The organism is Streptomyces spinoverrucosus, assembly GCF_015712165.1.
GTDB lineage: Bacteria > Actinomycetota > Actinomycetes > Streptomycetales > Streptomycetaceae > Streptomyces > Streptomyces spinoverrucosus_A.
The window spans coordinates 14,906-40,260 of record NZ_JADPZX010000003.1; the positions used below are offsets into that span (position 1 = coordinate 14,906).

General features: G+C 70.3%; 28 protein-coding genes. 13 read left to right on the forward strand and 15 right to left on the reverse strand.

Annotated elements, in window-relative coordinates:
* Positions 1-308 precede the first annotated feature (308 nt).
* Positions 309-1,550, forward strand: coding sequence for a cation:proton antiporter (locus I2W78_RS37580; RefSeq protein ID WP_196465241.1), 1,242 nt, complete (start codon positions 309-311; stop codon positions 1,548-1,550).
* 110 nt (positions 1,551-1,660) lie between these two features.
* Positions 1,661-2,761, forward strand: a complete 1,101-nt coding sequence (locus I2W78_RS37585; protein ID WP_196465242.1) for a PP2C family protein-serine/threonine phosphatase — start codon at positions 1,661-1,663, stop codon at positions 2,759-2,761.
* Positions 2,762-2,833: 72 nt separating this feature from the next.
* On the opposite strand, the gene nhaA is transcribed toward I2W78_RS37585, so the two are convergent.
* From nhaA to I2W78_RS37600, 3 genes are all read right to left on the reverse strand, one after another.
* Positions 2,834-4,165: a Na+/H+ antiporter NhaA gene (gene nhaA, locus I2W78_RS37590; protein ID WP_196465243.1), complete on the reverse strand. Its 1,332-nt coding sequence runs from the start codon at positions 4,163-4,165 to the stop codon at positions 2,834-2,836.
* A 266-nt stretch (positions 4,166-4,431) separates the two neighbouring features.
* Positions 4,432-5,967, reverse strand: coding sequence for an alanine/glycine:cation symporter family protein (locus tag I2W78_RS37595; protein ID WP_196465244.1), 1,536 nt, complete (start codon positions 5,965-5,967; stop codon positions 4,432-4,434).
* 396 nt (positions 5,968-6,363) lie between these two features.
* A complete protein-coding gene (locus I2W78_RS37600; RefSeq protein WP_196465245.1) occupies positions 6,364-7,899 on the reverse strand; it encodes a SpoIIE family protein phosphatase in 1,536 nt (511 codons plus the stop codon).
* Between the two features lie 278 nt (positions 7,900-8,177).
* Here I2W78_RS37600 and I2W78_RS37605 point away from each other — a divergent pair, with 278 nt between their 5' ends.
* From I2W78_RS37605 to I2W78_RS37625, 5 genes are all read left to right on the forward strand, one after another.
* Complete coding sequence (locus tag I2W78_RS37605) at positions 8,178-8,870, forward strand: TetR/AcrR family transcriptional regulator C-terminal domain-containing protein (RefSeq protein WP_196465246.1); 693 nt, start codon at positions 8,178-8,180, stop codon at positions 8,868-8,870.
* 40 nt (positions 8,871-8,910) lie between these two features.
* Positions 8,911-9,963: a threonine aldolase family protein gene (locus I2W78_RS37610; RefSeq protein WP_196465247.1), complete on the forward strand. Its 1,053-nt coding sequence runs from the start codon at positions 8,911-8,913 to the stop codon at positions 9,961-9,963.
* Positions 9,964-10,085: 122 nt separating this feature from the next.
* Positions 10,086-10,277 carry a hypothetical protein gene (locus tag I2W78_RS37615; protein WP_196465248.1) on the forward strand — a complete coding sequence of 64 codons (192 nt, stop codon included), beginning with the start codon at positions 10,086-10,088 and terminating at the stop codon, positions 10,275-10,277.
* 61 nt (positions 10,278-10,338) lie between these two features.
* Complete coding sequence (locus I2W78_RS37620; protein WP_196465249.1) at positions 10,339-10,869, forward strand: MauE/DoxX family redox-associated membrane protein; 531 nt, start codon at positions 10,339-10,341, stop codon at positions 10,867-10,869.
* Complete coding sequence (locus tag I2W78_RS37625; protein ID WP_196465250.1) at positions 10,866-11,396, forward strand: S26 family signal peptidase; 531 nt, start codon at positions 10,866-10,868, stop codon at positions 11,394-11,396. The genes I2W78_RS37620 and I2W78_RS37625 overlap by 4 nt, the downstream gene beginning before the upstream one ends.
* Here the strand turns inward: I2W78_RS37625 and I2W78_RS37630 are convergent.
* Positions 11,370-12,560 (reverse strand): IS110 family transposase, encoded by a 1,191-nt coding sequence (locus tag I2W78_RS37630; RefSeq protein WP_307783691.1) that lies wholly within the window; start codon positions 12,558-12,560, stop codon positions 11,370-11,372. The two genes, I2W78_RS37625 and I2W78_RS37630, sit on opposite strands and share 27 nt — an antisense overlap.
* A gap of 241 nt (positions 12,561-12,801) precedes the next feature.
* Between I2W78_RS37630 and I2W78_RS37635 the strand changes: the two genes are divergently transcribed.
* Entirely contained in the window at positions 12,802-13,350 is a 549-nt protein-coding gene (locus I2W78_RS37635) for a TlpA family protein disulfide reductase (protein ID WP_196465251.1), read from the forward strand.
* Positions 13,347-15,173 (forward strand): ABC transporter ATP-binding protein, encoded by a 1,827-nt coding sequence (locus I2W78_RS37640; protein ID WP_196465252.1) that lies wholly within the window; start codon positions 13,347-13,349, stop codon positions 15,171-15,173. The genes I2W78_RS37635 and I2W78_RS37640 overlap by 4 nt, the downstream gene beginning before the upstream one ends.
* A 48-nt stretch (positions 15,174-15,221) precedes the next feature.
* Here the strand turns inward: I2W78_RS37640 and I2W78_RS37645 are convergent, their stop codons facing one another.
* From I2W78_RS37645 to I2W78_RS37675, 7 genes are all read right to left on the reverse strand, one after another.
* Positions 15,222-16,820, reverse strand: coding sequence for a polyamine aminopropyltransferase (locus I2W78_RS37645; RefSeq protein WP_196465253.1), 1,599 nt, complete (start codon positions 16,818-16,820; stop codon positions 15,222-15,224).
* Between the two features lie 10 nt (positions 16,821-16,830).
* On the reverse strand, positions 16,831-17,151 hold the full coding sequence (locus I2W78_RS41520; protein ID WP_307784038.1) for a DUF350 domain-containing protein: 321 nt from the start codon (positions 17,149-17,151) through the stop codon (positions 16,831-16,833).
* Positions 17,152-17,334: 183 nt separating this feature from the next.
* Positions 17,335-17,733: a DUF4247 domain-containing protein gene (locus I2W78_RS37655; RefSeq protein ID WP_196465254.1), complete on the reverse strand. Its 399-nt coding sequence runs from the start codon at positions 17,731-17,733 to the stop codon at positions 17,335-17,337.
* Positions 17,730-18,224: a DUF2617 family protein gene (locus I2W78_RS37660; RefSeq protein ID WP_196465255.1), complete on the reverse strand. Its 495-nt coding sequence runs from the start codon at positions 18,222-18,224 to the stop codon at positions 17,730-17,732. The genes I2W78_RS37655 and I2W78_RS37660 overlap by 4 nt, the downstream gene beginning before the upstream one ends.
* Before the next feature lie 204 nt (positions 18,225-18,428).
* On the reverse strand, positions 18,429-19,394 hold the full coding sequence (locus I2W78_RS37665; protein ID WP_196465256.1) for a hypothetical protein: 966 nt from the start codon (positions 19,392-19,394) through the stop codon (positions 18,429-18,431).
* A gap of 82 nt (positions 19,395-19,476) precedes the next feature.
* The gene (locus I2W78_RS37670) at positions 19,477-19,842 is read right to left on the reverse strand and encodes a peptidase inhibitor family I36 protein (RefSeq protein WP_196465257.1); all 366 of its coding nucleotides are present in this window, start codon (positions 19,840-19,842) and stop codon (positions 19,477-19,479) included.
* 341 nt (positions 19,843-20,183) lie between these two features.
* Positions 20,184-20,396: a sigma factor-like helix-turn-helix DNA-binding protein gene (locus I2W78_RS37675; RefSeq protein WP_374222751.1), complete on the reverse strand. Its 213-nt coding sequence runs from the start codon at positions 20,394-20,396 to the stop codon at positions 20,184-20,186.
* A gap of 33 nt (positions 20,397-20,429) precedes the next feature.
* Here I2W78_RS37675 and I2W78_RS37680 point away from each other — a divergent pair, with 33 nt between their 5' ends.
* Positions 20,430-20,903: an SRPBCC domain-containing protein gene (locus I2W78_RS37680; protein WP_196465258.1), complete on the forward strand. Its 474-nt coding sequence runs from the start codon at positions 20,430-20,432 to the stop codon at positions 20,901-20,903.
* A gap of 113 nt (positions 20,904-21,016) precedes the next feature.
* On the opposite strand, the gene I2W78_RS37685 is transcribed toward I2W78_RS37680, so the two are convergent.
* Both I2W78_RS37685 and I2W78_RS37690 read right to left on the reverse strand, forming a co-directional pair.
* Positions 21,017-21,580, reverse strand: a complete 564-nt coding sequence (locus tag I2W78_RS37685) for an AMIN-like domain-containing (lipo)protein (RefSeq protein ID WP_196465573.1) — start codon at positions 21,578-21,580, stop codon at positions 21,017-21,019.
* Positions 21,581-21,797: 217 nt separating this feature from the next.
* A complete protein-coding gene (locus I2W78_RS37690; RefSeq protein WP_196465259.1) occupies positions 21,798-22,262 on the reverse strand; it encodes an SRPBCC family protein in 465 nt (154 codons plus the stop codon).
* 283 nt (positions 22,263-22,545) lie between these two features.
* Here I2W78_RS37690 and I2W78_RS37695 point away from each other — a divergent pair, with 283 nt between their 5' ends.
* Positions 22,546-22,836, forward strand: coding sequence for a zinc-ribbon domain-containing protein (locus I2W78_RS37695; RefSeq protein ID WP_196465260.1), 291 nt, complete (start codon positions 22,546-22,548; stop codon positions 22,834-22,836).
* 59 nt (positions 22,837-22,895) lie between these two features.
* Here I2W78_RS37695 and I2W78_RS37700 read toward each other — a convergent pair whose 3' ends face one another.
* Entirely contained in the window at positions 22,896-23,288 is a 393-nt protein-coding gene (locus tag I2W78_RS37700) for a nuclear transport factor 2 family protein (RefSeq protein ID WP_196465261.1), read from the reverse strand.
* 127 nt (positions 23,289-23,415) lie between these two features.
* Here I2W78_RS37700 and I2W78_RS37705 point away from each other — a divergent pair, with 127 nt between their 5' ends.
* Together I2W78_RS37705 and I2W78_RS37710 are read left to right on the forward strand one after the other, a co-directional pair.
* Entirely contained in the window at positions 23,416-23,979 is a 564-nt protein-coding gene (locus tag I2W78_RS37705) for a PadR family transcriptional regulator (RefSeq protein ID WP_196465262.1), read from the forward strand.
* A 29-nt stretch (positions 23,980-24,008) separates the two neighbouring features.
* Positions 24,009-24,254, forward strand: coding sequence for a hypothetical protein (locus tag I2W78_RS37710; protein WP_196465263.1), 246 nt, complete (start codon positions 24,009-24,011; stop codon positions 24,252-24,254).
* A gap of 9 nt (positions 24,255-24,263) precedes the next feature.
* On the opposite strand, the gene I2W78_RS37715 is transcribed toward I2W78_RS37710, so the two are convergent.
* Entirely contained in the window at positions 24,264-25,316 is a 1,053-nt protein-coding gene (locus I2W78_RS37715) for a heme/hemin ABC transporter substrate-binding protein (RefSeq protein WP_196465264.1), read from the reverse strand.
* Positions 25,317-25,355: the final 39 nt, after the last annotated feature.

The following is a 25,355-nucleotide window of genomic DNA, read 5'->3' on the forward strand; positions in this document are numbered from 1 at the left end:
CTGGACGCCGCCACCGGCCTGCCCACCTGCTGACGCTCGTGGCCTGGGCCCTGAGCGTGGGGGCGACGATCACGCCGGCGGCGTACCTGTCACCCGCGCCGTCGACCCGCTGCGGGCACGCCCCTTGTGATCCGCCGGGGCCACCGGCAGTCCTGTCCTTGCCGGGAACCGGCAACGACGGTTCGCCTCGAGTGCGCGTCAACGACCTGTCAAAGGCGCATCAAGAACATGTAAGGTGCCCAGCGGTGTGCCGGGAAGCCTGGTCGGCGAGCAGGGATTGATCTCTCTTACAATCGGGGGTTCCCGTCATGGTGCTGGTCGCGGTGTTCGGTGTCGCGCTGCTGGTGGCGGTGCTGTTGTCCGGCCTGGCGGCCCGGACCGTACTGTCCACCTCGTTCCTCTTCCTGGCCGGTGGCGCGCTCGTCAGTGACGGGTTCCTCGGCCTGATCCACATCACGCCGGACAGTGAACTGGTGTCCGTGACGGCCGACCTGGCGCTCTTCGCCGTGCTGTTCACCGACGGCATGCACGTCTCACTGCCCAAGCTGCGCGCCAACTGGCGCAACCCGACGCGCGCCCTGGGCCTGGGCATGCCGCTCGCGTTCGTGTTCATGGCGCTGGTGACCCACTTCCTGGTCGGTCTGGACTGGACGACGTCCTTCCTTGTCGGAGCCGTGTTGGCGCCGACCGACCCGGTGTTCGCCTCGGCCATCGTCGGTCGCAGGGAAGTCCCCGCGAAGCTGCGCCAGTTGCTGAATGTGGAGAGCGGCATCAACGACGGTCTCGCCCTCCCGGTGGTCCTCGTCCTGATCGCCGCCGCGGGCCCGGCCGCCGACAGTGCCGAAGCCTCCCCGGGGACGATCGCTCTGGAGCTGCTGCTCGGCCTGGTCTTCGGCATCGCCCTGCCGCTGCTGGTCAACTGGCTGGTGCGTTTCAAACTGCTGGGCGCGGAGCCGAAGTTGCAGCCCCTGCTGCCGCTGGCCACGGGCATCATCCTCTACGCGGCCTGCCACCTCACCCACGCCAACCCCTACCTGGCCGCCTTCTCGGCGGGCGCCGCCGTCGTGCACCTCTCGCCAGAGGCGAAGGCCGCCTTCGAGCCGCTGGGCGAGGCGCTCGCCGAGCTGGCGAAGTTCGCGGCGCTGCTGGTCTTCGGCGCCCTGCTGACTCCGCAGCTCTTCGGTGACCTGTCCTTCGGTGGCTATGCGGCGGTCGTCCTGGCGATCGTCCTGATCCGCCCGGCCTCTCTGCTGCTCTCCCTGGTCGGCACGTCGTTCTCCCGCAAGGAGAGGCTGGTGGCGGCCTGGTTCGGGCCCAAGGGCTTCGCCTCCGTGGTCTACGGCCTGCTGGTACTGCAGTCCGGCATCCCGCAGGCCGAGGAGGCGTTCACCCTGATCGCGGTGTGCATCGCCTTCTCGATCGTCGCCCACAGCTCCACCGACGTGCCCATCGCCCGCGCCTTCGACGTGGACGACCTCGCCGGCATCCCGGACAAGCAGCCGAGCTCGGTCCCGCAGCAGCGGGAGGACCACGTCGAGGCGCGCAGTTGACGGGGGCGACGACACAACGCACCGCACCCGCATCTTTTGCATAGTCTGGAAATGGGGAGGGGTGCCTGGGGAAGGCGGCTCTCAAGTGTTGCGACACCGTGGGAGCAGGCATGGCCGCAGAGAGACCGCAGACCAGTTTCGCGGTGCTGTCCTGGTTGCCGGTCGGGGTGATGGCGGTGGTGGCCGTCGTGGACGTCGTCGCCGGACCCGAGGTCGGCTTCGTGCCGCTGGTGTCGCTGGGACCCGCGTTCGCCGGACTGGTCGGCGGGTGGCGGCGTACGGCTCTGATCGGTCTGGCGGCGCTGGTGCTGTGCGTCGGACTCGGGCTGTACGACGGACTGTTCGACAGCCGCCGGGGCTTGACGGCGATGGCGTCCGTGGCCGGAGTGACGGCCGCGGGCGTCGCCGCCGCCGTGATGCGCGGCCGCCGGGAGGCCGAGCTGGCCAGCGTGCGCTCGATCGCGGAGGTGGCCCAGCGGGTCCTGCTCCGGCCGGTGCCACTGACCGCGGGGCCGCTGCAGGCCGCGGTGTCGTACACGTCGGCGGTCGCCGAAGCCCGGATCGGCGGCGATCTGTACGAGTTGGTCGCCTCACCGCACGGGATCCGGGTCATCGTGGGCGATGTGCAGGGCAAGGGGCTGGCCGCGGTGGAGACCGCGGCCGTGGTGCTCGGCGCGTTCCGGGAGGCCGCACACGACGAGCCCGACCTGGTGGCGCTCGGCGAACGACTGGAGCGCAGCGTCGCCCGGGAGTTGGAGGGCGAGAAGTTCGTGACCGCGATCCTCGTCGAGGTGGGTCGGGCCCATGAGACGGTCTTCCTCAACTACGGGCATCCAGCACCCATGTTGGTACGCCGCGACGGCACGGTCGAATTTCCCAAGCCCCCTGCCTACGCGCTGCCGTTGGGGCTGGCCGCGCACGGTGGCGAGGGGCCGAAGCCGTACCGGGTGCCGTTCGTGCCCGGGGAGCAGCTGCTGTTGTACACCGACGGTGTCACCGAGGCCCGGGACGCCAGTGGCGCCTTCTACCCGCTGGGTGAGCGGGCGCACCTGCTGAAGGACGTCGATGCCCGGAGCGCGCTGGACGCCCTGCGCGAGGACCTGGTCCGGCATGCCGCCGGGCCGCCCCACGACGATGCGGCGATGCTGCTGTTGCGGTACCACGGTCATGGGGACGGCGGCCCGGGGGCACCGGTATCGGCAGGGTGGTGACGGAGGAAGATCTGCGCCGGACATCTGCGGAGGCAGGTGGCCGCGATCCCCGCTCGCCCGCCGCCTGAGGGGTCATTGACCGCCGGACGCGTCCGGCGAGGACGCTGACACGCTCTGCGGGTTCCGGCGCTGATAGATGTCGGGGATGCCGTCGGCGTCCTCGTCGCGGGTCTCTTCCTCGTACAGCCGGCGGTAGATCCCGTTGCGGCGTCTGACGAGCAGCGCGGCGAGGCCGGCCGCGGCCACCGAGCCCACAAGGACGGCGGCCTTGATCCGTTCGGCGTCCGCCGGGCTGGGGAAGGCGAGTTCGCCGATGAGCAGGGCGACGGTGAAGCCGATGCCCGCCAGGACGGCGAGGGCGAAGACATCGGCCCAGGCCAGGTCCGGGTTGAGCCGAGCCTTGGTGAAGCGGGCCGCGAGGTAGGTGCCGGCGAAGATGCCGATGGTCTTGCCGACGACCAGCCCCAGCGTCACGCCAAGCGGTTCGGGGCGTGTCAGTACCTCGCCCAGGGCCGGGATCGACACGCTCACCCCGGCAGCGAAGAGAGCGAAGAGCGGGACGGCGACACCGGCCGAGACCGGCCGCAGCAGGTGCGCGGTGCGTTCGCCGGGCGGGGCGTCTTCTCCCTTGTCCCGGGTGGTCCGCAGGATCAGGCCCATCGCCACGCCCGCGACCGTCGCGTGGACACCGCCGTTGTACATCAGTGCCCAGATCGCGATGCCCAGGGGGACGTACCACCACCAGCCGCGCACCCGGAGCCGCTGAAGGACGTAGAAGACGATCAGTCCGGCGAAGGCGCCCGCGAGGGCCGCCAGGTTCAGGTCGCTGGTGAAGAAGATCGCGATGATGAGGATGGCACCGAGGTCGTCGACGACGGCGAGGGTCAGCAGGAAGGCCCGGAGTGCGGCGGGGAGATGCGTGCTCAGGACCGCGAGGACCGCGAGGGCGAAGGCGATGTCGGTGGCCATCGGCACGGCCCAGCCGTGGAAGCTGCCCGCTCCGGCCGCGTTCGTGGCCACGTAGACGAGCGCAGGCACTGCCATGCCACTCAGAGCGGCGACGACGGGGAGCGCGGCCGTCGCCGGAGTCTTCAACTCGCCCACGACCAGTTCGCGCTTGAGCTCGATTCCCGCGACGAGGAAGAAGATCGTGAGCAGCCCGTCCGCCGTCCAGTGCCGCACCGACAGATCCAGCCCCAGCGCGGATATCCCGAAGTGGAAGTCGCTGACCTGCTCGTACAGGCCGCGCCATGGACTGTTCGCCCACACCAGCGCGACCAGGGCTGCCGCCAGGAGCACCATGCCGCCCACGGTTTCGGTCCGCAGGGCCTCGGTCACGGCGGTGCGCTCGGGCAGGGGCAGCAGGCCGAGGAAGGTGCGGCGTTGACGCGGGGCGTCGGACATGGGGCCTCCGGGGCTTCGAACCGTGCGGACAGACGTGTCCCTTGATCGCCGACCAGACTTCCCGGCACACCTTGCGTTCGCCTTGGGGCGCTCGCCGCGCCGTAACTCGCCGCGCCGTAAGGGGCGTCCCGCGATGTCGCAGGAGCCCTTTCCCACCCGCTGGTTCGCAGGCGAGAGGGTCCGCATACGCAAGGCGCGGAGCGTATGCGGACCCTCACCCGGCCGTTGGCCGGGTTACCCCCGAGGAGCCGGACCGTGGGAGGCGGTCAGACGGTCGTCTTCACCGGCTCCGGGTCTTCGTCGGCCTCGCCGCTTTCACCGGTCTTGCGGGCGCGGACGAACTCCAGGAAGGAGTTCAGCTCGCGCTTGACGACCGGGGCGAGGAGGTAGAGGCCGATGATGTTGATGACGGCGAGCATGAAGAGCACGGCGTCGGCCATGTCGATCAGGGTCTGCAGCGTGAGCAGGGAGCCCGCGACGGCGAACAGCGTGTAGAAAACCTTGAAGGTCAGTTCGCTGGCCCTGCTGCGGCCGAACAGGTGCGTCCATGCCTTGAGGCAGTAGTAGCCCCACGTCAGCACCGTCGAGATGGCGAACAGCATCACCGCGACGGTGAGGATGTACGGGAACCAGGGCAGCACCGTGCCGAAGGCGTCGGAGGTGATCGTGACGCCGCCGATGGACTCGCCCGCGCGCGCCTCGGCCCAGCTGGCCGGGTTGGCGATCACGATCGTGAGGGCGGTCATGGTGCAGATGATGACGGTGTCGATGAACGGCTCCAGCAGGGCGACCAGGCCCTCGCTGGCGGGGTGCTTGGTCTTGACCGCGGAGTGCGCGATCGGCGCGGAGCCGAGACCGGCCTCGTTGGAGAACGCGGCCCGCTTGAAGCCGATGATCAGCGCGCCGAGGACACCACCGGCGACGCCCTCGGGGTTGAAGGCGCCCTCGACGATCGAGGCCACGGCGTCGGGCACGGCCGTGACGTTCGCCAGGATGACGACCAGGCAGGCGGCGATGTAGATGCCGGCCATGGCCGGGACCAGCCTGCTGGTGACGTTGGCGATGGAGCGGATGCCGCCCAGCAGCACGATGCCGACGAGCGCGGCGATCAGGATGCCGAAGAACAGGGCGCCGGTCGAGGAGCCGATCGCGCCGTCCTCACCGCCGGCCACGGAGACCAGCTGCGCGTAGGACTGGTTGACCTGGAAGAGGTTGCCGCCGAAGAGGCCGAAGAACAGGACCATGAAGGAGGCGAGGACCGCGAGGACCTTGCCGAGGGTCTTGCCGTTCTTGCCGAAGCGGTCGGCGAGGCCCTTGGGCAGGTAGTGCATCGGACCGCCGGAGACGGTGCCGTCGGCGTGCACCTCGCGGTACTTCACGCCGAGCGTGACCTCGACGAACTTGGTGGCCATGCCGAGCAGACCGCAGAGGATCATCCAGAAGGTCGCCCCGGGGCCACCGATGGAGACCGCGACGGCGACACCGGCGATGTTGCCGAGTCCGACGGTGCCGGAGACGGCCGCTGTCAGGGCCTGGAAGTGGTTGACCTCGCCGGCCGACCCCTTCTCGTCGTACTTGCCTCGCACCACGTCGACGGCGAGCCGGAACTTGCGGATCTGCACGAACCCGAACCAGCCGGTGAAGACCAGACCGGCGACGACGAGCCAGGCAACGATGAGGGGCAGATCCGTCCCACCGACGGGGACTGCGTAGAAGACGACTTCGCCGAGCCAGGTGGCTATGGGTTCGAAGAAGGAGCTGACTGCTTTGTCGACGGAGTCAGTGAATGCGTCGAGAGACACTATGGCTACCTCGGTGGCGCAGGACCGGCGCTCGGGGAGGATGCGCCGGTAGAGTGTGCGGTCTTTGAGCGAACGCCGTTGTCCGATCGGCGACCCGCGGTGGCACGGGCCGCGGACTCGGACCGTGATCACGTTGGTCGTGCTGCCGGCGCGTGCCGGCACTCCGCAGAGGGGCAGAGGGGCAAGCCCGTGCGGGGTTGCGCAGTTTTAACACGTCCTTTACGGATTCTTTGGTGACCCAGATCACATAACCGTGAGTGGCAGTGGAAAGTCCCAGCAGGCGTGACCAGACCGTTATCCGGAGTGGGGTCTCCGCTGAGCGGAACGATCGGAATTCGGCCATGTACGCCGACCGGGACGATGGCGCCGCGAACGGCCGGGGCAGACGGGGAGCAGTCAGGAGATGGTGCGATCCACGGCCCGGCTGGTGCCCTGCCGGTATGGGCCGTGACCGGCCCGCGCGATGAGCAGGGCTACGTCGTCCTGGTCACTTCCGGCGCGCAGGGTGCGCAGAAGCAGGTCGCATGTGGCGTCCAGTGAGCGATCGGGGTCGTCGAGGATGTCGAGGAGTGTGGCCAGACGCTCGTCGATCGGCTGGTCTCGGGTCTCGATGAGCCCGTCGGTGTAGAGGACGAGCTGGTCGCCCGGCTCGAAGTCGATGGAGGTGGAGTCGAAGGATATGCCGCAGCCGCCCAGGGGCGCGCCGGTGGGCAGGTCGAGGAGCTCGCTGGTGCCGTCGCGGTGGAGCAGGACGGGCGGCAGGTGCCCGGCGACGGAGACGTGGCATTGTGCGGTGTCGGGATCGAAGACGGCGTAGACGCAGGTCGCGATGGTGTCGAGCCCGTCGGTGATGTGGTCGAGGTGGTGCAGAACCTGGGCGGGATTCAGATCGAGTTCGGCCAGGGTTCTCGTGGCGGTGCGCAACTGTCCCATGGTCGCCGCGGCTGAGACGCCACTGCCCATGACGTCGCCGACGACGAGCGCAGTCCTGTTGCCGGTCAGGGGTACGACGTCGTACCAGTCGCCACCGATTTCAATGGTGTCCTGAGCGGGACGGTAGCGGAAGGCGATGTCGAGGCCGGGGCGCTGTCGAGGGGGTTGGGGCAGCAGGCTGCGCTGGAGGGTGAGGGCGGTGCGGCGTTGCTCTTCCACGGCACGGTGCCGGTCGGTGACGTCGACGCTGGAGGTGGCCACTCCCAGGACGTTCCCGTTGGGGGCTTCGAGCCGGTAGAAGGAGATCGACCAGGCGTGATCGTTGGCCGGGTCGGCCGCCGTGCGTCCCACGGTGTACTGGTCCAGGATCGGAGTTCCGGTTGCCAGGACCTTGCGCATGGCTGCTTCGAAGGACTGGTCCACGAACGGGAGCACCTCATGGACGTGCCGGCCGACATGCTCGTCAGCCGGCACGCCGTTCATCCGTTCCTCCGCGGGATTGACGGAGATGTACCGGAGATCGGTGTCCAGCATGGCGAGTCCGATCGGTGACTGGGACACCAGCTGGGCGGACAGGGACAGGTTCCGCTCGACCCCCCGCAGCGTCGCCTGGTCGGTCGCCAGACCCAGGGCCCAGTACTCGCGCTGGTCGTCCTGCAACCGCATGTTGCGGAACTCCACCAGGCGGGTGCTGCCGTCCTTGTGCCGCACCGGAAAGACCCCGGCCCAGCTCTCGCCGTCCTGCATGACCCGGGCGAACAGCTCCAGCACCGTCTCCAGGTGCTCCTCGTCGATCAGCAGGTGTCCGGCGTACTGTCCCAGGGCCTCCTCGGCGCTGTAGCCGAAGAGGATCTCGGCCTGCGGGCTCCAGAGATCGATCTTGCCGGCGGAGTCGAGCAGGACGGCGGCCACGTTCAGCACATCCAGCAGGCCACCCGGGCCGGACGGCACCGCACCCATCGTGCGGGGATCGCCGTGCCAGGGTTCGGTGGCACCCATACCGAGGCTCCTTCCGGCCGCCGATCGGCCACTCCATCGTCTCTCTTCGAGACCTACGCGGACACCCCACCGCTGGGCGAGGAGATGGCACGAAGAGCGACTGCGTTCCGAGTGCACCCCCCCCGGCGGGCCGATCGCTCTTGACCATGCCGTCGACGAGGCCTTCGGCCACGGCCGCTGTTGGTGACCACGCAGCCGGCCTCTTCCGGGGCGACCCTGGCGCCGTCGTCCTCGACGGTCGGGTGCTCGCCGATACGTTGTATCGTACGATGACTCGCATGCCCCGCCACTCTCCCTCACTGGACCGCGCAACCCCTGACCGCATCGCCGAAACCGCCCTCCTCCTGATCGACGAGGGCGGCCGTGAGGCGTTGACCTTCCGGGCGCTCGCCACGCGACTGGAGATCTCCCTGGCCTCGCTCCAACGCCGCTGCACCGACCTGGCCGGGTTGCTGGACCTCTGCCTCGACCACGTGGCGGCCCGGCTGCCCGAGGTGGGGCGGGAGACCGACTGGGCCACCGCCACCGAGGCCCGGTTCATCGGGCTCTACCGGCTTCTGGCGGCGCATCCGGGACTGCTCGCCCTGCGCGGCACCCGGCCCTGGCTCGGCCCGAACCTGCTGGCCCGCCTGGTCGAGCCGCAGCTCGCGGACAGCCTCGCCGCCGGAATGACCCCCGAGGAGGCCATCACCGCCTACCGGCGGATGTACCTGCTCACCCTCGGCAGCGCCGGCTTCGTCGACCACCGCGATCCCAGGGCCGCCCAGGCGGCCACCCGCTCCGCGCTCGCCGCCCTCGACCCGGAGGAGTACCCGGCACTGACCGGCAACCTGGCCGCGATCGTGCCCGCCGTGACCGACCACGAGGTCTACTACGGCGCGCTGCGCCAGCTCGTCCGAGCGGCGGCCCCGGCACCGGCGCCCGCCCCGCCCACGGGCGCCGCGGCACCGCCGGACCACCGCGACATCTGACCCGCCCCGACGCCGAACCAACCACGACAGGGACCCGATCATGAGCGTCACCACTCCCACCGCACGCATCTTCAGCAGCGACAACACCGCCGGCGCCTCACCGGAGATCGTCGACGCCGTGACCCGGGCGGCCGCCGGCCAGGCCCAGCCCTACGGTGCCGACAGCATCACCGGCGATGTCCGGCGCCGTCTGTGCGAGATCTTCGAGTGCGACGTCGACGTGCTGATCGTCTCCACCGGCTCCGCCGCCAACGCCCTGAGCCTGGCCGCGCTGACCCCGCCCTGGGGCAGCGTGCTGTGCCATCGCGACAGCCACATCAACAACGACGAGTGCGGGGCACCCGAGTTCTACACCGCGGGCGCGAAACTGGTCCCGCTCGGGGGAGACGACGCCAAGATCGACCCCGACGAACTGCGAGCCGCTGCACGGCACAAGGCCGGGGACGTGCACAGCGTGGAGCCGTCCGTGGTGAGCGTCACCCAGGCCACCGAGACCGGAGCCGTCTACACCCTCGACGAGATCCGCACCCTCGGGTCGATCGCCGAGGAGGCGGGCCTGCGCCTGCACATGGACGGCGCCCGGTTCGCCGGGGCCGTCGCCGCGCTCGGCCGCACCCCCGCCGAGCTGACCTGGCAGGCCGGGGTCGACCTGCTGTCCTTCGGTGCCACGAAGAACGGCACGATGACCGCCGACGCCATCGTCGTCTTCGACCGCTCGCTCACCGCCGAACTGGCCTTCCGTGCCAAGCGCGCCGGTCAACTCGCCGCCAAGATGCGCTTCCACGCCGCCCAGCTCGACGCCTACCTCGCCGACGGCCTGTGGCTGCGCAACGCCGCCCACGCCAACGCCATGGCCGCCCGCCTCCAGGAGGGGCTGAAGGCGATACCGGGGATCGGTCTGCTCGGCGCCGCCGACGCCAACATCCTCTTCTGCCGTCTGCCGCAGCAGGTGACCGACGGCCTGCTGGCCGACGGCTACGTCTTCTACCACGACCGCTGGGAGCCGGGCGTCGTCCGCTTCGTCACCTCCTTCGCCACCACGGAGCAGGACGTGGACGGTCTGCTCCACGCGGTCCGCCGACACTCCGCGTGAGCCCCCCGGCTCCTGCCCACCTGCTCCGGCCTGCGGATTCAAGGTTTACCGAAGGACGCCGCAAGGCCGGCCGCGCACAGTGGTCCCGGTTCGGACAACCGACCTCCAGAGAGGGGACAGTCATGCGTAACCGGATCGGAACGCTCTCCGATCGACTGCTGAACGCCGTGGCGCCGAAGCGGACCGCCTCGGCGATCAACTGCTGGCAGTTCGAAGCCTGCTACCAGAACGCCTGCTCCGGCGGACGCGACCTGCTGTACGAGGTCGACCCGTGCAACGACGGACAGCGGTACTCCTGCGTCCGCAGCTGCTGAGAAACCGGCACACGGGGTGTCCGCGGTGGCGGGCACCCCGTTGGCCGGCCAGGAGGGTCCGGTGGACTACGTCATCGAAAGTGGCCGGATATTCCTCGGCCTTGTCTTTCTCTGTTCGGTCATCGGCAAGTCGCGAGGCTCTTCCTTCCGAGCGTTTCGCGCAGCGGTGGCCCAGTTCGCTCCCGCGCTGCGGCGCAGGACGATGCCCGTGGCCATCGGGGTGGTCACCACGGAGGCGGTGATCGTCGTGGCCCTTGCCGTTCCGGCGACGGTGGCCGTGGGCTTCGGGATCGCCGTGCTGCTGCTGTCGGCGTTCACGGCCGGGCTCGTCGGGGTGCTGCGCCGGGGGACGCGGGAGTCCTGCCACTGCTTCGGCGGCGGGAGCAGCCCTGTCACACCTCGGCACGTCGTGCGCAACGCGATCCTCATCGCCGCCGCCCTCGTCGGCCTGCTGGCGCCGGACGGAGGGGATTCGGCGCCGGCGGGCCTGCTGCTGGCGGCGGGCGTGGCGGTGATCCTCGCCGCGGTCACCGTGGCTCTCGACGACCTCGCGGAGCTGTTCGCCACGGCTGACGCCCGGGTGCCGCGATGACGCCGGTGGCCGCGTCGCTGCTCATCGGCCTCGGCCTGGCCGGTGTGGCCGTCGTCGCGCTGATCCGCCGCACCTGTGTCGTGGTGACGGTCGAGGGCACGAGCATGATCCCCACCTTCCACCCCGGCGACCGGGTTCTCGTCCGCCGGGTCGGCCCGGCGGGTGTCAGCGCGGGCCGACTCGTGGTGACCGAACCGCCGGCGGAGGGGCGTTGGGACACTCGGCGCCGATCCGGGTGGCTCATCAAACGCGTGGCAGCGGTCCCCGGGGATCCGGTCCCCCGGGAGGGGGCGCCCGCACTGCGGTCCCGCCCCGAGGAACGCGTGCCCGACGGCCGGCTCGTGCTCCTGGGGGACAACCCGGCGGAGAGCCTCGACTCCCGCTTCCACGGCTACTTCCGCGCCGACCGCATCGTCGGCGTCGTCATCCGTCAGCTCCCGCATGCCGCGCGCCTGACCGGCCCGGCACCCTCCACCGGAAAGGACTTCCCAATCGTGATGTCAAGCCGCAGCCGTGATGGGAGGTGAACCTTGATAGCACTGTCCGTCACGGATCATCGCCCACAGCACGTTGAGCCTGCGGCGGGCGAGCGCGAGCAGAGCCTGCTTGTGCCCCTTCCCCTCACTCCTCTTGCGCTGGTAGTACGCCTTGGAGGCGGGGCAGGTTGTGATGCTGACCATCGCCGAGAGGTACATGCTCCGCAGCAGGCCGCGGTGATAGCGCCTGGGCCTGCGCAGGTTGCCGCTCACGCGGCCGGAGTCACGGGGTCTGGGGGCCAGGCCGGCGAAGCCGGCCAGCCGGTCCGCACTGCCGAAGGCGTCCATGTCACCGCCGGTCGCGGCGATGAACTCGGCGCCGAGCTTGGTGCCCATGCCGGGCATACTGCGGATCACCTCGGCGTGCGGGTGCTCGCGAAACTTGGCCTCGATCAGAGCGTCGAGCTCGGCGATTTCCTCATCGAGGGCCATCACCCCCTTCGCCAGGCGGGCCACCATGGCGGCAGCCAGCTTCTCGCCCGGCAGCGCGGTCTGCTGGGCCTGGGCGGCCTCCACGGCCGTCCTCGCGAGTGTGGCGGCGCCGCGCACCTTGCGGTTCTTCAGCCAGCTCTCGATCCTCTTGGCGCCCGCGCGGCGGATCGCGGCCGGGGTCTGGTAGCCGGTCAGCAGCATCACCGGGCCCTTGTTGACCAGGTCCAGCGACCGCTCCAACGCGGGGAAGATCTCCAGCAGCTGAGCCCGCAGGCGGTTGATCTGCCGGGTGCGGTCGAACACCACGTCCAAGCGGCGGGTGGTCAGGGTGCGCAGGTCGACGGCGATCTCGTCGCCCGGCCGCAGGAGGCCGAGGTCGCGGCGGACACGGGCCTGGTCGGCGATGACGAACGCGTCCCTGGCATCCGTCTTGCCTTCGCCCTTGTAGGTCGCCGAGGCGCGGTGGACCGCCAGGCCGGTGAGGTAGGCCATGGGCTGGCCATGACTGAGCAACAGGCCGATGAGCAGGGCGGCGCCACCGTGGTTGAGGTCGACGGCCCACAGCACGTCGGTGGATATCTCCAACACGTCGCCGATGAGCTGGAGCAGCTCGGTCTCGTCGTTCAGGACCCGGCGGGACAGCAGCCGCTGACCGTCCGCGTCGATCACCACGCAGTGGTGGTGTTCCTTGCCGATGTCCACCCCGGCCCAGATCTCGGGCACGTTCCCTCCGCCAGCTCGCCGTCACGTCCATCCCGCAGACGACCTCGCCGACGTTGTCCTACAGCAGCGATCAAGTCGCGTCTCCCAATTGGCGGTCGAGTCGTCGCGGGGCTCCGGGCGGCCAAGTCCTTTGAGCCATCGAGCGGTCTCTCCCGTGACAGCCATACCCAGAACCCCTGGGCCCTCCGATCTTACGAATGACCAGATCAGACCCACGACTTGAAAGGTAGGACTCACCGTGATGACGTACCTGACCGTGTCCGTCGTGCTCGTCGTACTGCTCTGCCTGCTCAACCTGACACTGACGATCGGTGTCATCCGCCGACTGCGGGAGCGGGCAGGGGACTTGGCCGGGAGCGGCCTGAGCGTCCCCGCCCTGGTGGTGGGTCCCGGCGGCTCCGTCGGCTCCTTCTCGGCCGTCGACACCGAGGGCGAGCGCCTGAGCCAGGACAGTCTGGCCGAAGGATCGATGGTCCTGTTCATGTCGCCCGGATGCCCGGCGTGCGAGGACCTCCTGCCGCTGGTCGCGGAACGGGCGGGTGAGTACGGCCGTGACCGGGTGCTGGCGGTCGTCACGCGGGACGAGGAGAAGGACGCCCTTCTCGGCGAGTACCTGAAGCGGCTGTCACCGGTGGCCCGAGTGGTCGTCACCGAGTTCGGCGACGAACTGACCGAGGCGTTCGCGCTCAAGGGCCTGCCCGCCTACGTCGAAATGGGCGCCGCGGGACGGGTCGCGAGCAGCGGCCGGACCCTCCCGCACCGGACGGAGCCGGCCAGGGCGGGGGCATGAAACCCGCCAAGGAGAAACTGTCCCTGCGGGAGGCGCTCGGGTCGACCCGCGTGGCCGTCGCGTACGCCTGCCGCGCGGCGCCCGGCAGCACTACCGTCCTGGTGTTGATCACGCTGGCCGCGGCCGGGGCGCCCGTCGCCGCGGCCTGGCTGACCAGGCTGGTGCTCGATCGGCTCGTCGGGGCCGGCAACGCGGCGCTGCTCAGCCTCGCACTCGGCCTCGCGGGCATCGGCCTGGTGTCGGCGCTGCTGCCGTCCCTCACCACGTACGCGGGGAACCAGCTCGGGCGACAGACCAGTTTCCACGCCGTGGGACGGCTGTACACGGTGGTCAATTCGTTCAGCGGGCTGGCCAGGCTGGAGAGCCCGCCCTTCCAGGACCGGCTGCGCATGGCACAGTCGGCCGGCAGCCAGGCCATCGGCGGCATCGTGCAGAGTGCTCTGCGCATCGCCGGTGGAACGCTCACCTCAGTCGGCTTCGTCGCTGCCCTCTGCGTGGTGAGCCCGGCGATGACGGCCCTGGTCGTGGCGTGCACGGCACCTGTCCTGGCAGCCCAACTGCGGCTCTCCCGCCACCGGGCGCTGAGCGACTGGCGCATCAGCTCGGTCCGGCGCAGGGAGCTGTTCTACCAGACGCTGCTGTCCAGCCTGGACGCCGCCAAGGAGATCCGGCTCTACGCCGCCGGTGACCACCTCCGGGACCGGATGCTCACCGAACGACGCACCGCCGACACCGAGCACCGTGCCATGGACCGGCGTCAGTTGGTGACGCAGGGCGGTCTGGCGCTGCTCGGCGCGCTCGTCGGCGGAGTCGGCCTCGTCTGGGCGGCACTCGCGGCCCGGCGTGGCGTGCTCACGGTCGGTGACGTGTCGATGTTCGTCGCCTCCGTCGCCGGAGTCCAGGCCGCCCTGGCCGGCCTGGTGAAGTCCCTCGCCGACCTGCACCACCTGCTGTTGATGATGCGGCACTATCTGGCGATCGTAGGGTCCACTTCGGACTCGGCACTGCCCGTGGACCACGACGAGCTGCCCCCGCTGCGCCGCGGCATCGAGTTCCGGGACGTGTGGTTCCGCTATGCCGAGGACCATCCGTGGGTGCTGCGCGGGGCGAACCTGTTCATCCCGCACGGCGAGGCCGTCGCTCTGGTCGGGGCCAACGGGGCGGGCAAGAGCACTCTGGTCAAACTGCTGTGCCGGTTCTACGAGCCGACGCGCGGCGCCGTGTTGTGGGACGGCGTCGACATCCGCCGGGTGCCCGCGCAGGAGCTGCGCCGTCGGCTCGGCGCGGTGTTCCAGGACTACATGCACTACGACCTCAGCGCGGCGGAGAACATCGCCATCGGTGACATACAGGCGCTCGGCGACCGCGCGAGGCTGGTGGCCGCGGCCCGGGAGGCAGGCATCGACAGGGAGCTGTCCGCACTGCCCGAGGGCTACGACACCATGCTGAGCAGGATCTTCACCAGCCACGAGGAGGCGGGACCGGGCGCGCTGCTGTCCGGTGGGCAGTGGCAACGCCTCGCACTGGCCAGGGCGTTCCTGCGGAGGGATCCGGATCTGCTGATCCTGGACGAGCCGAACTCCGGTCTGGACGCCGAGGCCGAGCACGACGTGCACCTGCGGCTCGTCCGGCATCGCAAGGGCCGGACCAGTCTGCTGATCTCCCATCGGCTCGGCGCCATCCGCGACGCCGACAGGATCGTCGTACTCGCCGACGGCCGGATCACGGAGGAGGGCGGCCACGAGGACCTGCTCGCAAGGAACGGTACCTACGCCCGGCTGTTCACCCTTCAGGCGAGCGGCTACCAGGCGGCCGACCGCTGACCACACCTTCCGGCCCTGGCAGTAAAAGCCGGGTGAGTCCGCGGACGGTCAGTAGTTCTGCCACTCGTGCCGCGTGTACTCCAGTACCGCGGGATCCATCAGGGTGCTCGCCCGGACGTCCAGGGGGCGGCGGTCGACGGGGAAGACGGAGGCGGCCTCCAGGACGGCGTCGTCCAGGAAGCGCAGCGGCGGGGCGTCCTCGGCCAGGCGTGGCGTCGGCGGCGGCCCGTCGGTGCCGGGGGTGGCGAGGACGTAACCCCAGTTGCCGAAGCTGGGGACATCGACCTGGTACTCGGTGGTGCGGTAGCCGGCCTGCCCGACCGTGGTGGCGATGGACCAGTACGACTTGGGGGCGAAGAACGGGGACCCGGCCTGCACCACGACCCGGCTCCCGGGGTTCAGGACGTGCCGGAGCAGATGGTAGAACTCGACGCTGTAGAGCTTGGCCAGCGTGGCGGTGTCCGGGTCCGGAAAGTCGATGACGACCGCGTCATGGCGTCGGCCGGCGTCCCGCAGCCAGTTGAAGGCGTCCGCGTGGACGACGTCGACCCGAGGGTCGTCGAACGCGTCGCCGTTGAGGTCGGCCAACGGCCCGAAGGTACGAGCGAGCCGTGTCATCGCCGGGTCGAGATCGACCAGCGTGACCTCCTCGACGTCGTCGTAGCGCAGCACCTCCCGCAGGGCGAGCCCGTCGCCGCCGCCCAGGATCAGCACGGAGGAACGCTTCCCCGACAGCGCCGGATGCACGAGGGCCTCGTGGTAGCGGTACTCGTCGACGGACGAGAACTGCAGGTCCCCGTTGAGGAACAACCGGGTGTCGGCACTGCCCGTGAACGCGGTGGACCGGGTGATGACGATGTCCTGGTACGGCGTCGTCTCGGCGTGGATGATCGGGTCCCGGTACAGCTGCTGACGTGCCGTCACCTCGATGTCGTCCGCCAGGACGTAGACCGTGCCCAGAACGGCCAGTACGGCGGCGGATCCGGCCAGCAGTGCCACGCGCACCGCGCGTCGCGTCTCCCGGCGGAAGATCCACAGGACGACGACGACACCGGCCACGGCATTGACCGCGCCCACCACCAGCGCTCCCTTGAGCTGCCCGAAGGTGGGCAGGAGCAGCAGCGGGAAGCACAGCCCGCCGACCAGCGCCCCCACGTAGTCCGCGGCGAACATGTCGGCGACCGCGCTGCCCGCCTCCTGCCGCCGGATCCGCTGGAGCAGCGTCATCAGCAGCGGTATCTCCGCCCCGATGAGGAGTCCGACGACGAACGACATCGCCACCATGGCCGGCATGTAGATCCGCAGCCAGGCGAACGTCACGTACAGGACGAGCACCGACAGGCCGCCGACGAGCGCCAGCACGCCCTCCAGCAGGGCGAAGGCCCCGACCGCGCGTCGCTGCAGCGGCTTCGCGGCCAGGGAACCGATGCCCATGGCGAACACCATGACGGAGATGACCACGGAGGTCTGTGTCACGGAGTTGCCGATGAGGTAACTGCCCAGCGCGGTCAGCGCCAGCTCGTAGACCAGACCGCAGGCCGCACACACGAACACCGCGAGCAGGAGCAGGAAACGCGCCGCCCGAGAGTGCCTCGCGGGCGGCACCGCGACGGTGGGATCGGTGCGATCCAGTGCGGTGGTACTCACTGCGCGGGTCTCAGGAGACCGCGGCGCCGACCATGAAGGCCGTACCGATGTAGATGGCCGCCTGGACCCAGGCGGCGGGGTGGGGACGGCCGTCCTGGTCGTCGAGGACGGCGTGACCGAGGCGCCCGGGGGTCAGCAGCCCCATGACGCACGCGATCAGGGTCATCACGACGACCCCGGCCAGGCCGTACAGCAGGGTGCTGAACAGGCCGTATCCCAGGCCCTGTTCGGACTCGCTGGCCCGGATGGACTGGTCGATGACGAGGCCGATCGCGACCGTCTGGCCGGCGAGGAGGACGGCCGCGCCCCGGTTGCGCTCCGTCCACACCACATGGACCAGCTTGCCGGGGTGACGAGGTCGAGGGCGATGAACCCGACCGCCATCACCACGAAGCCGACCAGGCCGTAGAGCAGGGCAGTGCCTGCCGACTCGAAGATCTCTGCCACGGGGTGCCTTTCGAGGACTTCGGATGGGTGTACTGCGGTGGGCAGTGGTGTGGTGGGTGGCGGTCGGTCACTTGCCGGAGCCCGGGCCGCCGCCACGGAACGAGTCGCTGTCGGGATCCGGCCACACCGAGCTCAGATGCGACCGCCAGCGGTAGTAGCCGCCGCGGTAGTCGTCGACCTCGATCCGGCTGCCGCCCTGGTAGGGGCTGACCGCGACGATGTCGTCCCCGTAGCGGAGGAAGACCATGGTGCCGCTGCTGGTGCGGTCCTGCGCCGAGGCGTGCTTGTCGATCTCGTTCGCGACCGTGGTCACCGGGTCGGTCCGGTCGACGTAGCCCCCGCCGCCGGGCCGGTACTCCTTGCGGATCCAGCTCGACGGTACGGCGTTGGTGCCGGAGCCACCGGAACAGGCGGCGAGCGCCGCCGTGGCGAGGAACAGGACGCCGATGCGTCGGGCGGTCTTCAACGGACCTCCAGCCGGGTGTGCGTCGCCACGATCGTGCGGCTCTGCGGATAGGTGTGCCAGGTACGCCAGCTCGGTCCGGTGTCGCGCCACTCGACGGTCAGCGCGGTGACCGCTTCCGGCGAGCCGGGGAAGACGCCGCACAGCGCCTGCGGGTGTGCCTCCGCTCGACCGCGTATCCCCGCCACCCGAGTGCTGAACTCGCCTGCGGGGAAACTCCGGACGCGGGCGCCGAAGCGGTAGTTCCAGCCGTCGACCTCGTGCTCCGCCGTGTCCGGCAGGCCTCCCTCGACGCCGGGCAGACAGGCCACGGTCTCCCGGACCGGCCCCGCGAAGACCTGATGCGAGGCACCCAGGAGCCGGAGCTGCACATCGAGCCCTCCGACGGTCAGATCCCGTACGGCCAGCGCGGTGTACGGGGGATGACCGAGCGCGAACGAGAGCTGGTCGGCGTCGGTGTCGAGATAGGGCGTGGCGAGTGCTATGCCGCTCATCCGGCGCGGCCCCAGCACATCCCCCGCGCGCCCACGACGGAACGCGCACACCGCAGCTTCAACGAACTTCCCCCGAGTTGGACCATGCAGAACGCCGCTGAGTATGGCATACGGGTGATGGGCTGCGAGGCGGGGGCAGCGGCCCGGGGATTACGGCACGAGCGAGCGCGTGCGCGGGTTCTGCGGCGCGCTCGCGTCGCTCGTTCAGGAAACCGGTTCCGTGGCGGTGGCGGTGTCCGGTACGGGGTCAGGTGCGGTGGTGAGAGTCGTCAGCCGTCTCGCCGCTTCGGCGTTGAGGCGCCGGAAGTCCGCGGCCTGCGTGGGGTGGCGTTCGATCCAGTCGACGGTGGCCTGCTCATACAGACTTCGATGGGTTTCCGATCGGCCCACCTGACGGTCGCACACGGCCGTGGCGACGGCGAGCGCGATGGCCTGGTCCCGGGACAGGGCGCTCGCCCGGGCGCGGGCGTCCTCGGGAGTGGCGAAGGCGTGGCCCCGGCCCTTTACGCAAGTGCTCCAGCGGGCGGTGGCCTCCCTGTACTCGGGGCTCCCCGTGACCGCCTGCTCCACGGGGCGGAAGCGGGCGTGTACGAAGGTGTCGGCGCGGAGCCATTTCTCGTAGTCGCCGAACAGTCTGGTGCGGGCCTGCGCGAAGCACCCGGCCGTGGGGTGCTCCATGATGCCCACTCCGGGGACGTCGACCTTGATCCTGTCCTGTCCGGACGGCCCCATCAGGGCGTCGGCCCAGGCGGCTCGCCGCTGTGGGGGCAGTTGGGCGAGGTAGGCCTGCTCCTGGCGCTCCGCACGGGAGGCCGGCAGCGGGGCGGAGTCGGCGGCCGGGCCGAAGCCCTCCCGCCGGGAGCGGGGCACGTCATCCAGTGTCAGGTCCCAGTACCTCCTCGCAGTCTCGGCCCGCAGTTCGGCCGGGTCGGTGGAGTCGTAGAAGAAGGAGAAGCCCTGGCGGGCCATGCAGTCCTGCACCAGGGCCCGTTCCGCGTCGGCGAGCAGCGCCCTTGTCCCGGCGGGCAGTTCGAGGTCGCCCGGCCGCACGGACGCCTGGTCGGGGCTGGGCGCGGGGGCCGGCGGGGAGGAGCAGGCGACGGCCGTGAGGACGAGTGGGGCGGCTGCGAGGAGGCGGATCAGGGCTCGGGCGGTACCGCTGCGCGTCATGGGGTCCTTCCAGTACCCGTGGCGGACGTGCGGGCGGCGCGAAGACACGGCTCGCGCCGCCCGCATCTGAACACCGCGTCTCTCAGCAGGCGGACACCTTGCTGAGAGACGCCAGTTGCTCGGCCGGGCGGTGCTGGTACCACAGAGTGCCGGGCCGGGAGCAGGCGTAGACGGAGCTACTGGTCCGGTTGGGCTGGTAGTGGAGCTTCATGGCGTACGACGACATGCGGTTGAAGGAGGAGTTGTCGGCCTGGTACACGGTCCCGGGCACGAGGTTGGAGTGCCAGCTGAACTTCTCCCAGAACCCTGTGTGGTTGGGGCCGGTCCAGACGCAGTAGTTGCCGGACGGGCAGTCGTGCGGGACCGCCTGTGCGGGGGCGGCGGTGAGGACGCCGCCGGCGAGCAGCGCGGCGACGACGGACGCCACGGAAACAGCTTTCTTGATCATGGGTCACCTCGGTTGACGCAGAAACGGAAAGGCCCGGCGGCTGGGCGTCGGGCGAGATCGATGGTGGGACCCGTTCTTCCGGGGTGGCAACGGCCGCCGGCTGTCCCGGACAGGACTTTCGACGTCCGCGCTGTTCGGACGCGCGTCCGGACGCTGTCCCGGACAGGCCGACTGAGCCGCCACCCGGCAAAGACCCGCCCGGGTGGCGGCTGTCCGTGTGGGTCAGGCTGTCAGGCGGTGCTTGGCCGAGGGCTGTTGGCCGACGCGGTCGACCACCGCGCGCCGGAGGACCGCGCTGGTGTGGAAGAGGACGCCGGGCCGGCCGTTGCGATCGGCAGGTACTACCGCCCGGTTCCGTGCGCATCCGCCTCCTCGCTCGGCGCGCGCAGCCGGGCACGGGCCCGGGGCAGGCGGGAGCGCACGGTGCCGACCGACACGCCCAGGGCCTTGGCCGCCTGACGGTGATCCAGGCCCTCGCACCCGCACAGCGCCGGCACCTCGCGGTCCTGCCGCCGCAGCCGCCGGGCGTCGTCCACGCGGGTGGCGGCCGTCACATGTGGCGCTTCCCCGCCGAGTATGTTGAGGGCATGTACTCGACGCGGGTTTCAGGGCGGGTCAACGCCTCGCGTGCGGCGGTGTACCGGGCGCTGGTGGACGCGCAGGCCATCGCTCAGTGGCGGGTGCCGGACGGAATGCGCAGCGAGGTGCACGAGTTCGAGGCCCGTGAGGGTGGCAGGTTCCGTGTGTCGCTCACGTACGACATGCCGGGCGCGGCCGGCAAGACGAGCCGCCACACCGACACTTACCACGGCCACTTCGCGAAGCTCGTGCCCGATGAGCAGGTGGTGGAGGTCCTCGAGTTCGAGACGGCGGACCCCGCCCTGCGCGGCACGATGACGATGACCACCACGCTCACCGACGCGGACGGTGGCACGGACGTCGTCGTGGTGCACGAGGGGATTCCCGACGCCGTACCCGCCGCGGACAACGAGACGGGCACGCGCATGGCGCTGGCGAAGCTCGCCAGGCTGGTGGAGTCGGGCGAGCTTCGTGCGGGCTGAGGGATTCGGGCCGAGAGATTTGGGCTGAGAGGGATTGGGCTGAGGGATTCGGGCTGACGGACCGTCCGGCGGCTTGTCGGTCCTGCGGGACCGGTCCGGCGGCGCGTCGGTCCTCAGCGGGCCCCGGTCCAGTTGTGCGCCACGTCCACCACGATGCGGTCCGTCAGCACCAGTACCCGGAAGGGCAGCCGCGCCCGCACTCCGAGTCCGACCTGCGTCTCGCCCTCGAAGCTGGCCGCGAAGCGCGCGTCCCGGAAGGTGCGGTATCCCGTGAGATCCACGCCCGGCAGCGGGCGGCCCGCCCGACCGGGGTACGTCGGCTCGCCGGTTTCGGGGTCGTAGGCGGGTGCGGTCACCCGTACTTCGAGGATGGCTCCGCCGCTCACCGGAATCGGGTGGCCCGATCCGTCCTGGTGGAGCTGGTCGACGTACCTGACCGAGTAGCCGAGCCCGCTGGTGCCCGCGCCGGGGATGTCGACGACCATCCGGTCATAGCAGGCCTGGCGGCCGGTCCTGATGTTCGTGACCGGCTCGGTCGTGCTGACGGTGCGGGTCTTGGCCGTGCTGCCCCAGCCCGTCGGACACGCCGTGGCCGGCGCGGTGGCGGCGCGGGCCGAGGTGGCCTGTGCCGGGGCGGCCTGGGCCGGAGTGGCCGCGACCGCCGACGTGGCGCCCATGAGCGCGAGCGCCACCCACACCGTCCCCTTCACTGTTCCTTTTCGCGCCATTGCATCCCCAAGGTGTGCATGTTGGTGATATCTGCTGAGACAACCGGGATAGCCGAAAGGTTGCACTTGGTGATCACGCGTTGTCATGCCTCGGGGGCAGGCGCAAACCCCCGAGGATGCTCGCGCCGAGAGAGGGACGAGCTCTCGGGGGTTGTGCCGGTCGGGGTCAGGACGGTCCGGGCTTGATGCGTCCGCGCCACCCTCCGGTTTCGCCTCCACGCTGCTCGATGAAGTCCTTGAACCGCCGCATGTCGCCCTTGATGCGCCGGTCGATAACCCCTGCCATGTCCGCGGTCTTCTCCGCGGCGCCCGTGGGTTCGACGTCCATCACCAGTTCCACGCGGGTGTGCGTGTCGTCCACGCGCTGGAAGCGAACGGAGCCCTTCTGCTGGGTCTCACCCGAGGTGGTACGCCAGGTGATCCGCTCGTCGGGGAGCTGGTCGACGATCTCGGTGTCGAACTCCCGGCGTACTCCGCCGATCTTGGTGGTCCAGTGGTTGTGGCGGTCGTCGAGCTGCCTGACCTCCTCGACGCCCTCCATGAAGTTGGGGAACTCCTCGAACTGGGTCCACTGGTTGTAGGCGGTGTGCAGGGGGACCTCGACCTCTACTGCTTCCTTGACCGTGCTCATGTCCGACCTCCTTGGCGATCGAGTGCGGCGGGCCGCGGGCCCGCCGTGCGGATCTCGGAACAGTGCAGCGAGTACCCGGGGAGCGCGACTTGACAGCAGGGAACCTGAACGAGTCGCTGTACGTGGTGGCGGCCGCACCGGGCGTTGCGGTCGCCCTGCCCTTTCATGCGTGCGGTGCCATTTGGCTCGGCGTATCGGTGTGTACGACGCTGTATTCCGTGCGCACACCGCGCCACTCGTCGGCTCCGTGCCGACCGACGTCGTTCCGGGAGGGAATGTCCGCATGATCATCTTCGGCACCAAGGGATACCTGTACCAGATCGCGATACTGACGCTGCTGTGCGGCAGTTGCGGCAACCCCGCCGCACACACGCTCAGGAAGCGCGTCACGAAGTTCACGCTGTTCTTCGTGCCGCTGTTCCCCTTCTCGACGAAGTACTCGACCCAGTGCACCTTCTGCGGTGCGGAACAGAGGGTGACCAAGGAGCAGGCGGAGCAGTTGCAGGCGCAGGCGGCGGGCGGGCAGGGTGGTCGGCCGTACGGGCAGCCGCAGCAGCAGCCGTACCAGTCCTGAAGCCAGAGGCCTCCGCCCCGCCGGGAGGCACGGCGTCGGCCGAGGCGCCGCCGAGCGGGTCAGGCCCCGGTCGACTCCCGGGCGATGGCGTCGAAGCGGGCGCCCATCTGCTCGGCCAGGGCCTTGGCGGCCGACAGCGGGCGGACCATGACCATGAGCTCCGCGATCCTCCCGTCCTCGTTCATGCGCAGGAAGTCGCAGCCCTGGAGCTGCTTCCCGGCGACCGTCGCGGTGAAGACCAGGGCGTGGTCGCGGGCGTCGGGGGCGCCGATCTCCCGCTCGTAGGAGAAGTCCTCGAAGACCTCGGAGACGGCGCGCAGGATCGCCGTCGTGATGGCCTTGCCGGTGTACGGCTTGAAGACGACGGGGCTGGTGAAGACGACGTCGTCGGCCAGCAGGGCCTCCACGGCGTCGATGTCCTTGTTCTCGACCGCCTGACGGAACGGATGCATCCGGCTCACCTCGGGCATTCGGATAGTCAACGAATTGAATAGGTGCGAGGTTAGGGGTGGGGGTCCGGCATGTCCAGGGTTTGGTACTCAACTCGTTGAGTAGTCAACGCGGTGCTAGCGTGGCGCGATGGCATTGCGCAACGCGGTGATGGCCGCACTGCTGGAGGGCGAGGCGTCCGGGTACGACCTCGCGAAGGCGTTCGACGCCTCCGTCGCCAACTTCTGGACGGCCACCCCTCAGCAGCTCTACCGGGAGCTGGAACGCATGGAGGGCGAGGGCCTCGTCGCCGCCCGTGTGGTCGAGCAGGAGCGGCGGCCCAACAAGCGGCTGTTCTCCCTCACCGAGGCCGGCCTCGCGGCCGTACGGACCTACGTCGCCGAGCCGCCCGCCCGGCCGACCGCCATCCGGGACGAGCTGATGGTCAAGGTCCAGTGCGCCGATGTCGGCGACATCGAGGCCGTGCGCGCGGCGATCGCCGAGCGCGGGGAGTGGGCCGCCGCCAAGCTGGCCCGCTACGAACGGCTCCGGGAGCGGATGCTGGGCGGGCGCACGGAGGACGAGTACTTCGCGCAGGCCGAGCGGATCGGCCCGTATCTCACGCTGCTGCGGGGGATGTCCTTCGAGCGGGAGAACCTGCGCTGGTGCGAGCTGGCGTTGGTGCGGTTGGAGGAGCGCGCGGGCGTGCGCTAGACGTCGGCGTCCCCGGGGCGTCCGCACACGTGCGTGCCGTCGCTTGGAGCCTGTCGACGTACCTGCGCCCCCTCCTGCTGCACGACCTGCGCGAGGTCCACGTCAGGGCGTCTGAGGTCTCCCTGGACTGGGAGCTGGTCGCCCGGGCGGCCCAGGCGACCGCCGACGAACGGCTCCTGGACCTCGTACGCCAGTGCCACCCCGACACCCTGCGCCAGCTGCGCTGGGCGAACGCCAGCCTCAAGGGCAACGCGCCCCAGGTGCTGACGAGTTGAGGCCGACGCTCACCCCTGGTGCACCCGGTCCACCAGGATGTCGATCACCAGGGGGGTGCGCGGGCCGAAGCTCAGCAGGACGCCGTCTTCGAGGGTCACGACACGGCGGTTCAGGCCGGCCGGCGTCTCACGGATGCCCGGCACGTCGAGCAGGCCCTCGACGCCGCCGACCGACTCCAGGCCCTTGCTCATCATCAGGATCACGTCCGGCTGGGCCTTGATGAGGGCCTCGCTGGTCAGGGGCGTGAACGGCTTGTCCAGGCCGGACTCGACGCCCGCGTCCACCGCGCCGGCGGCGTCGATCAGCGAGTCGGCCCCGGAGCCCTTGCCGCCCATGAGGTACACGGCCGCACTGCCGCGCATGTAGAGGAAGGCCACCGTCGGCCGGCTGCCCTCGGGGACCGCCGCACGGGCCGCCGCGAGGTCCTTGTCGATCCGGGAGTTGAGGGCCCTGCCCGCCTCCGGGACGCCGAGGGCCTCGGCGACGCGGGTGGTGCGCGTCGAGACGTCGGCCAGTTCGGTGGCCGGATCGAGCACGACGACGGGGACACCGGCGGCACGGATCTGGTCGATCGCCTCCTTCGGGCCGGTGTCCGTGTCGGCGAGCACGACGGTGGGACGCAGGGACAGCACGCTCTCCGCGCTCACGTCGTGCGCCTTGGTGACCAGGGGGAGGTCCTTCGCCTCCTCGAACGTGGCCGTGATGTCGCGGCCGACGACCCGGTCGCCCAGTCCGAGGGTGAAGACGGTCTCCGCCACACCGCCGTTGAGCGGCAGGATCCGGGAGGCGTCCTCGACGGTCACCTCCCGTCCGTCGGAGGACTCGACCGTGACGGGCAACTCCGGTGTCGGCGGCTCCCCCTGGAGCGGCACGAGGGAGTTCTTCGCGAGCTGCTTCTGCGCCGCCACGGCACGCTCGCTCGCGGAGCCCGGGGACGTGTCCGCCCCCGTGGAACCGGCACCGCCCCCGCAGGCCGCCGTCAGCAGCGCGAGGGCCAGGGCGAGGACGACGGCGCCCCGCCGGTGCGACGGGCGGCGACGGGGTCTTCCGGAAGTGCGCATGGAATCGGCCTTTCCTCTCTGCCGGCTCTCTCAGTTGAG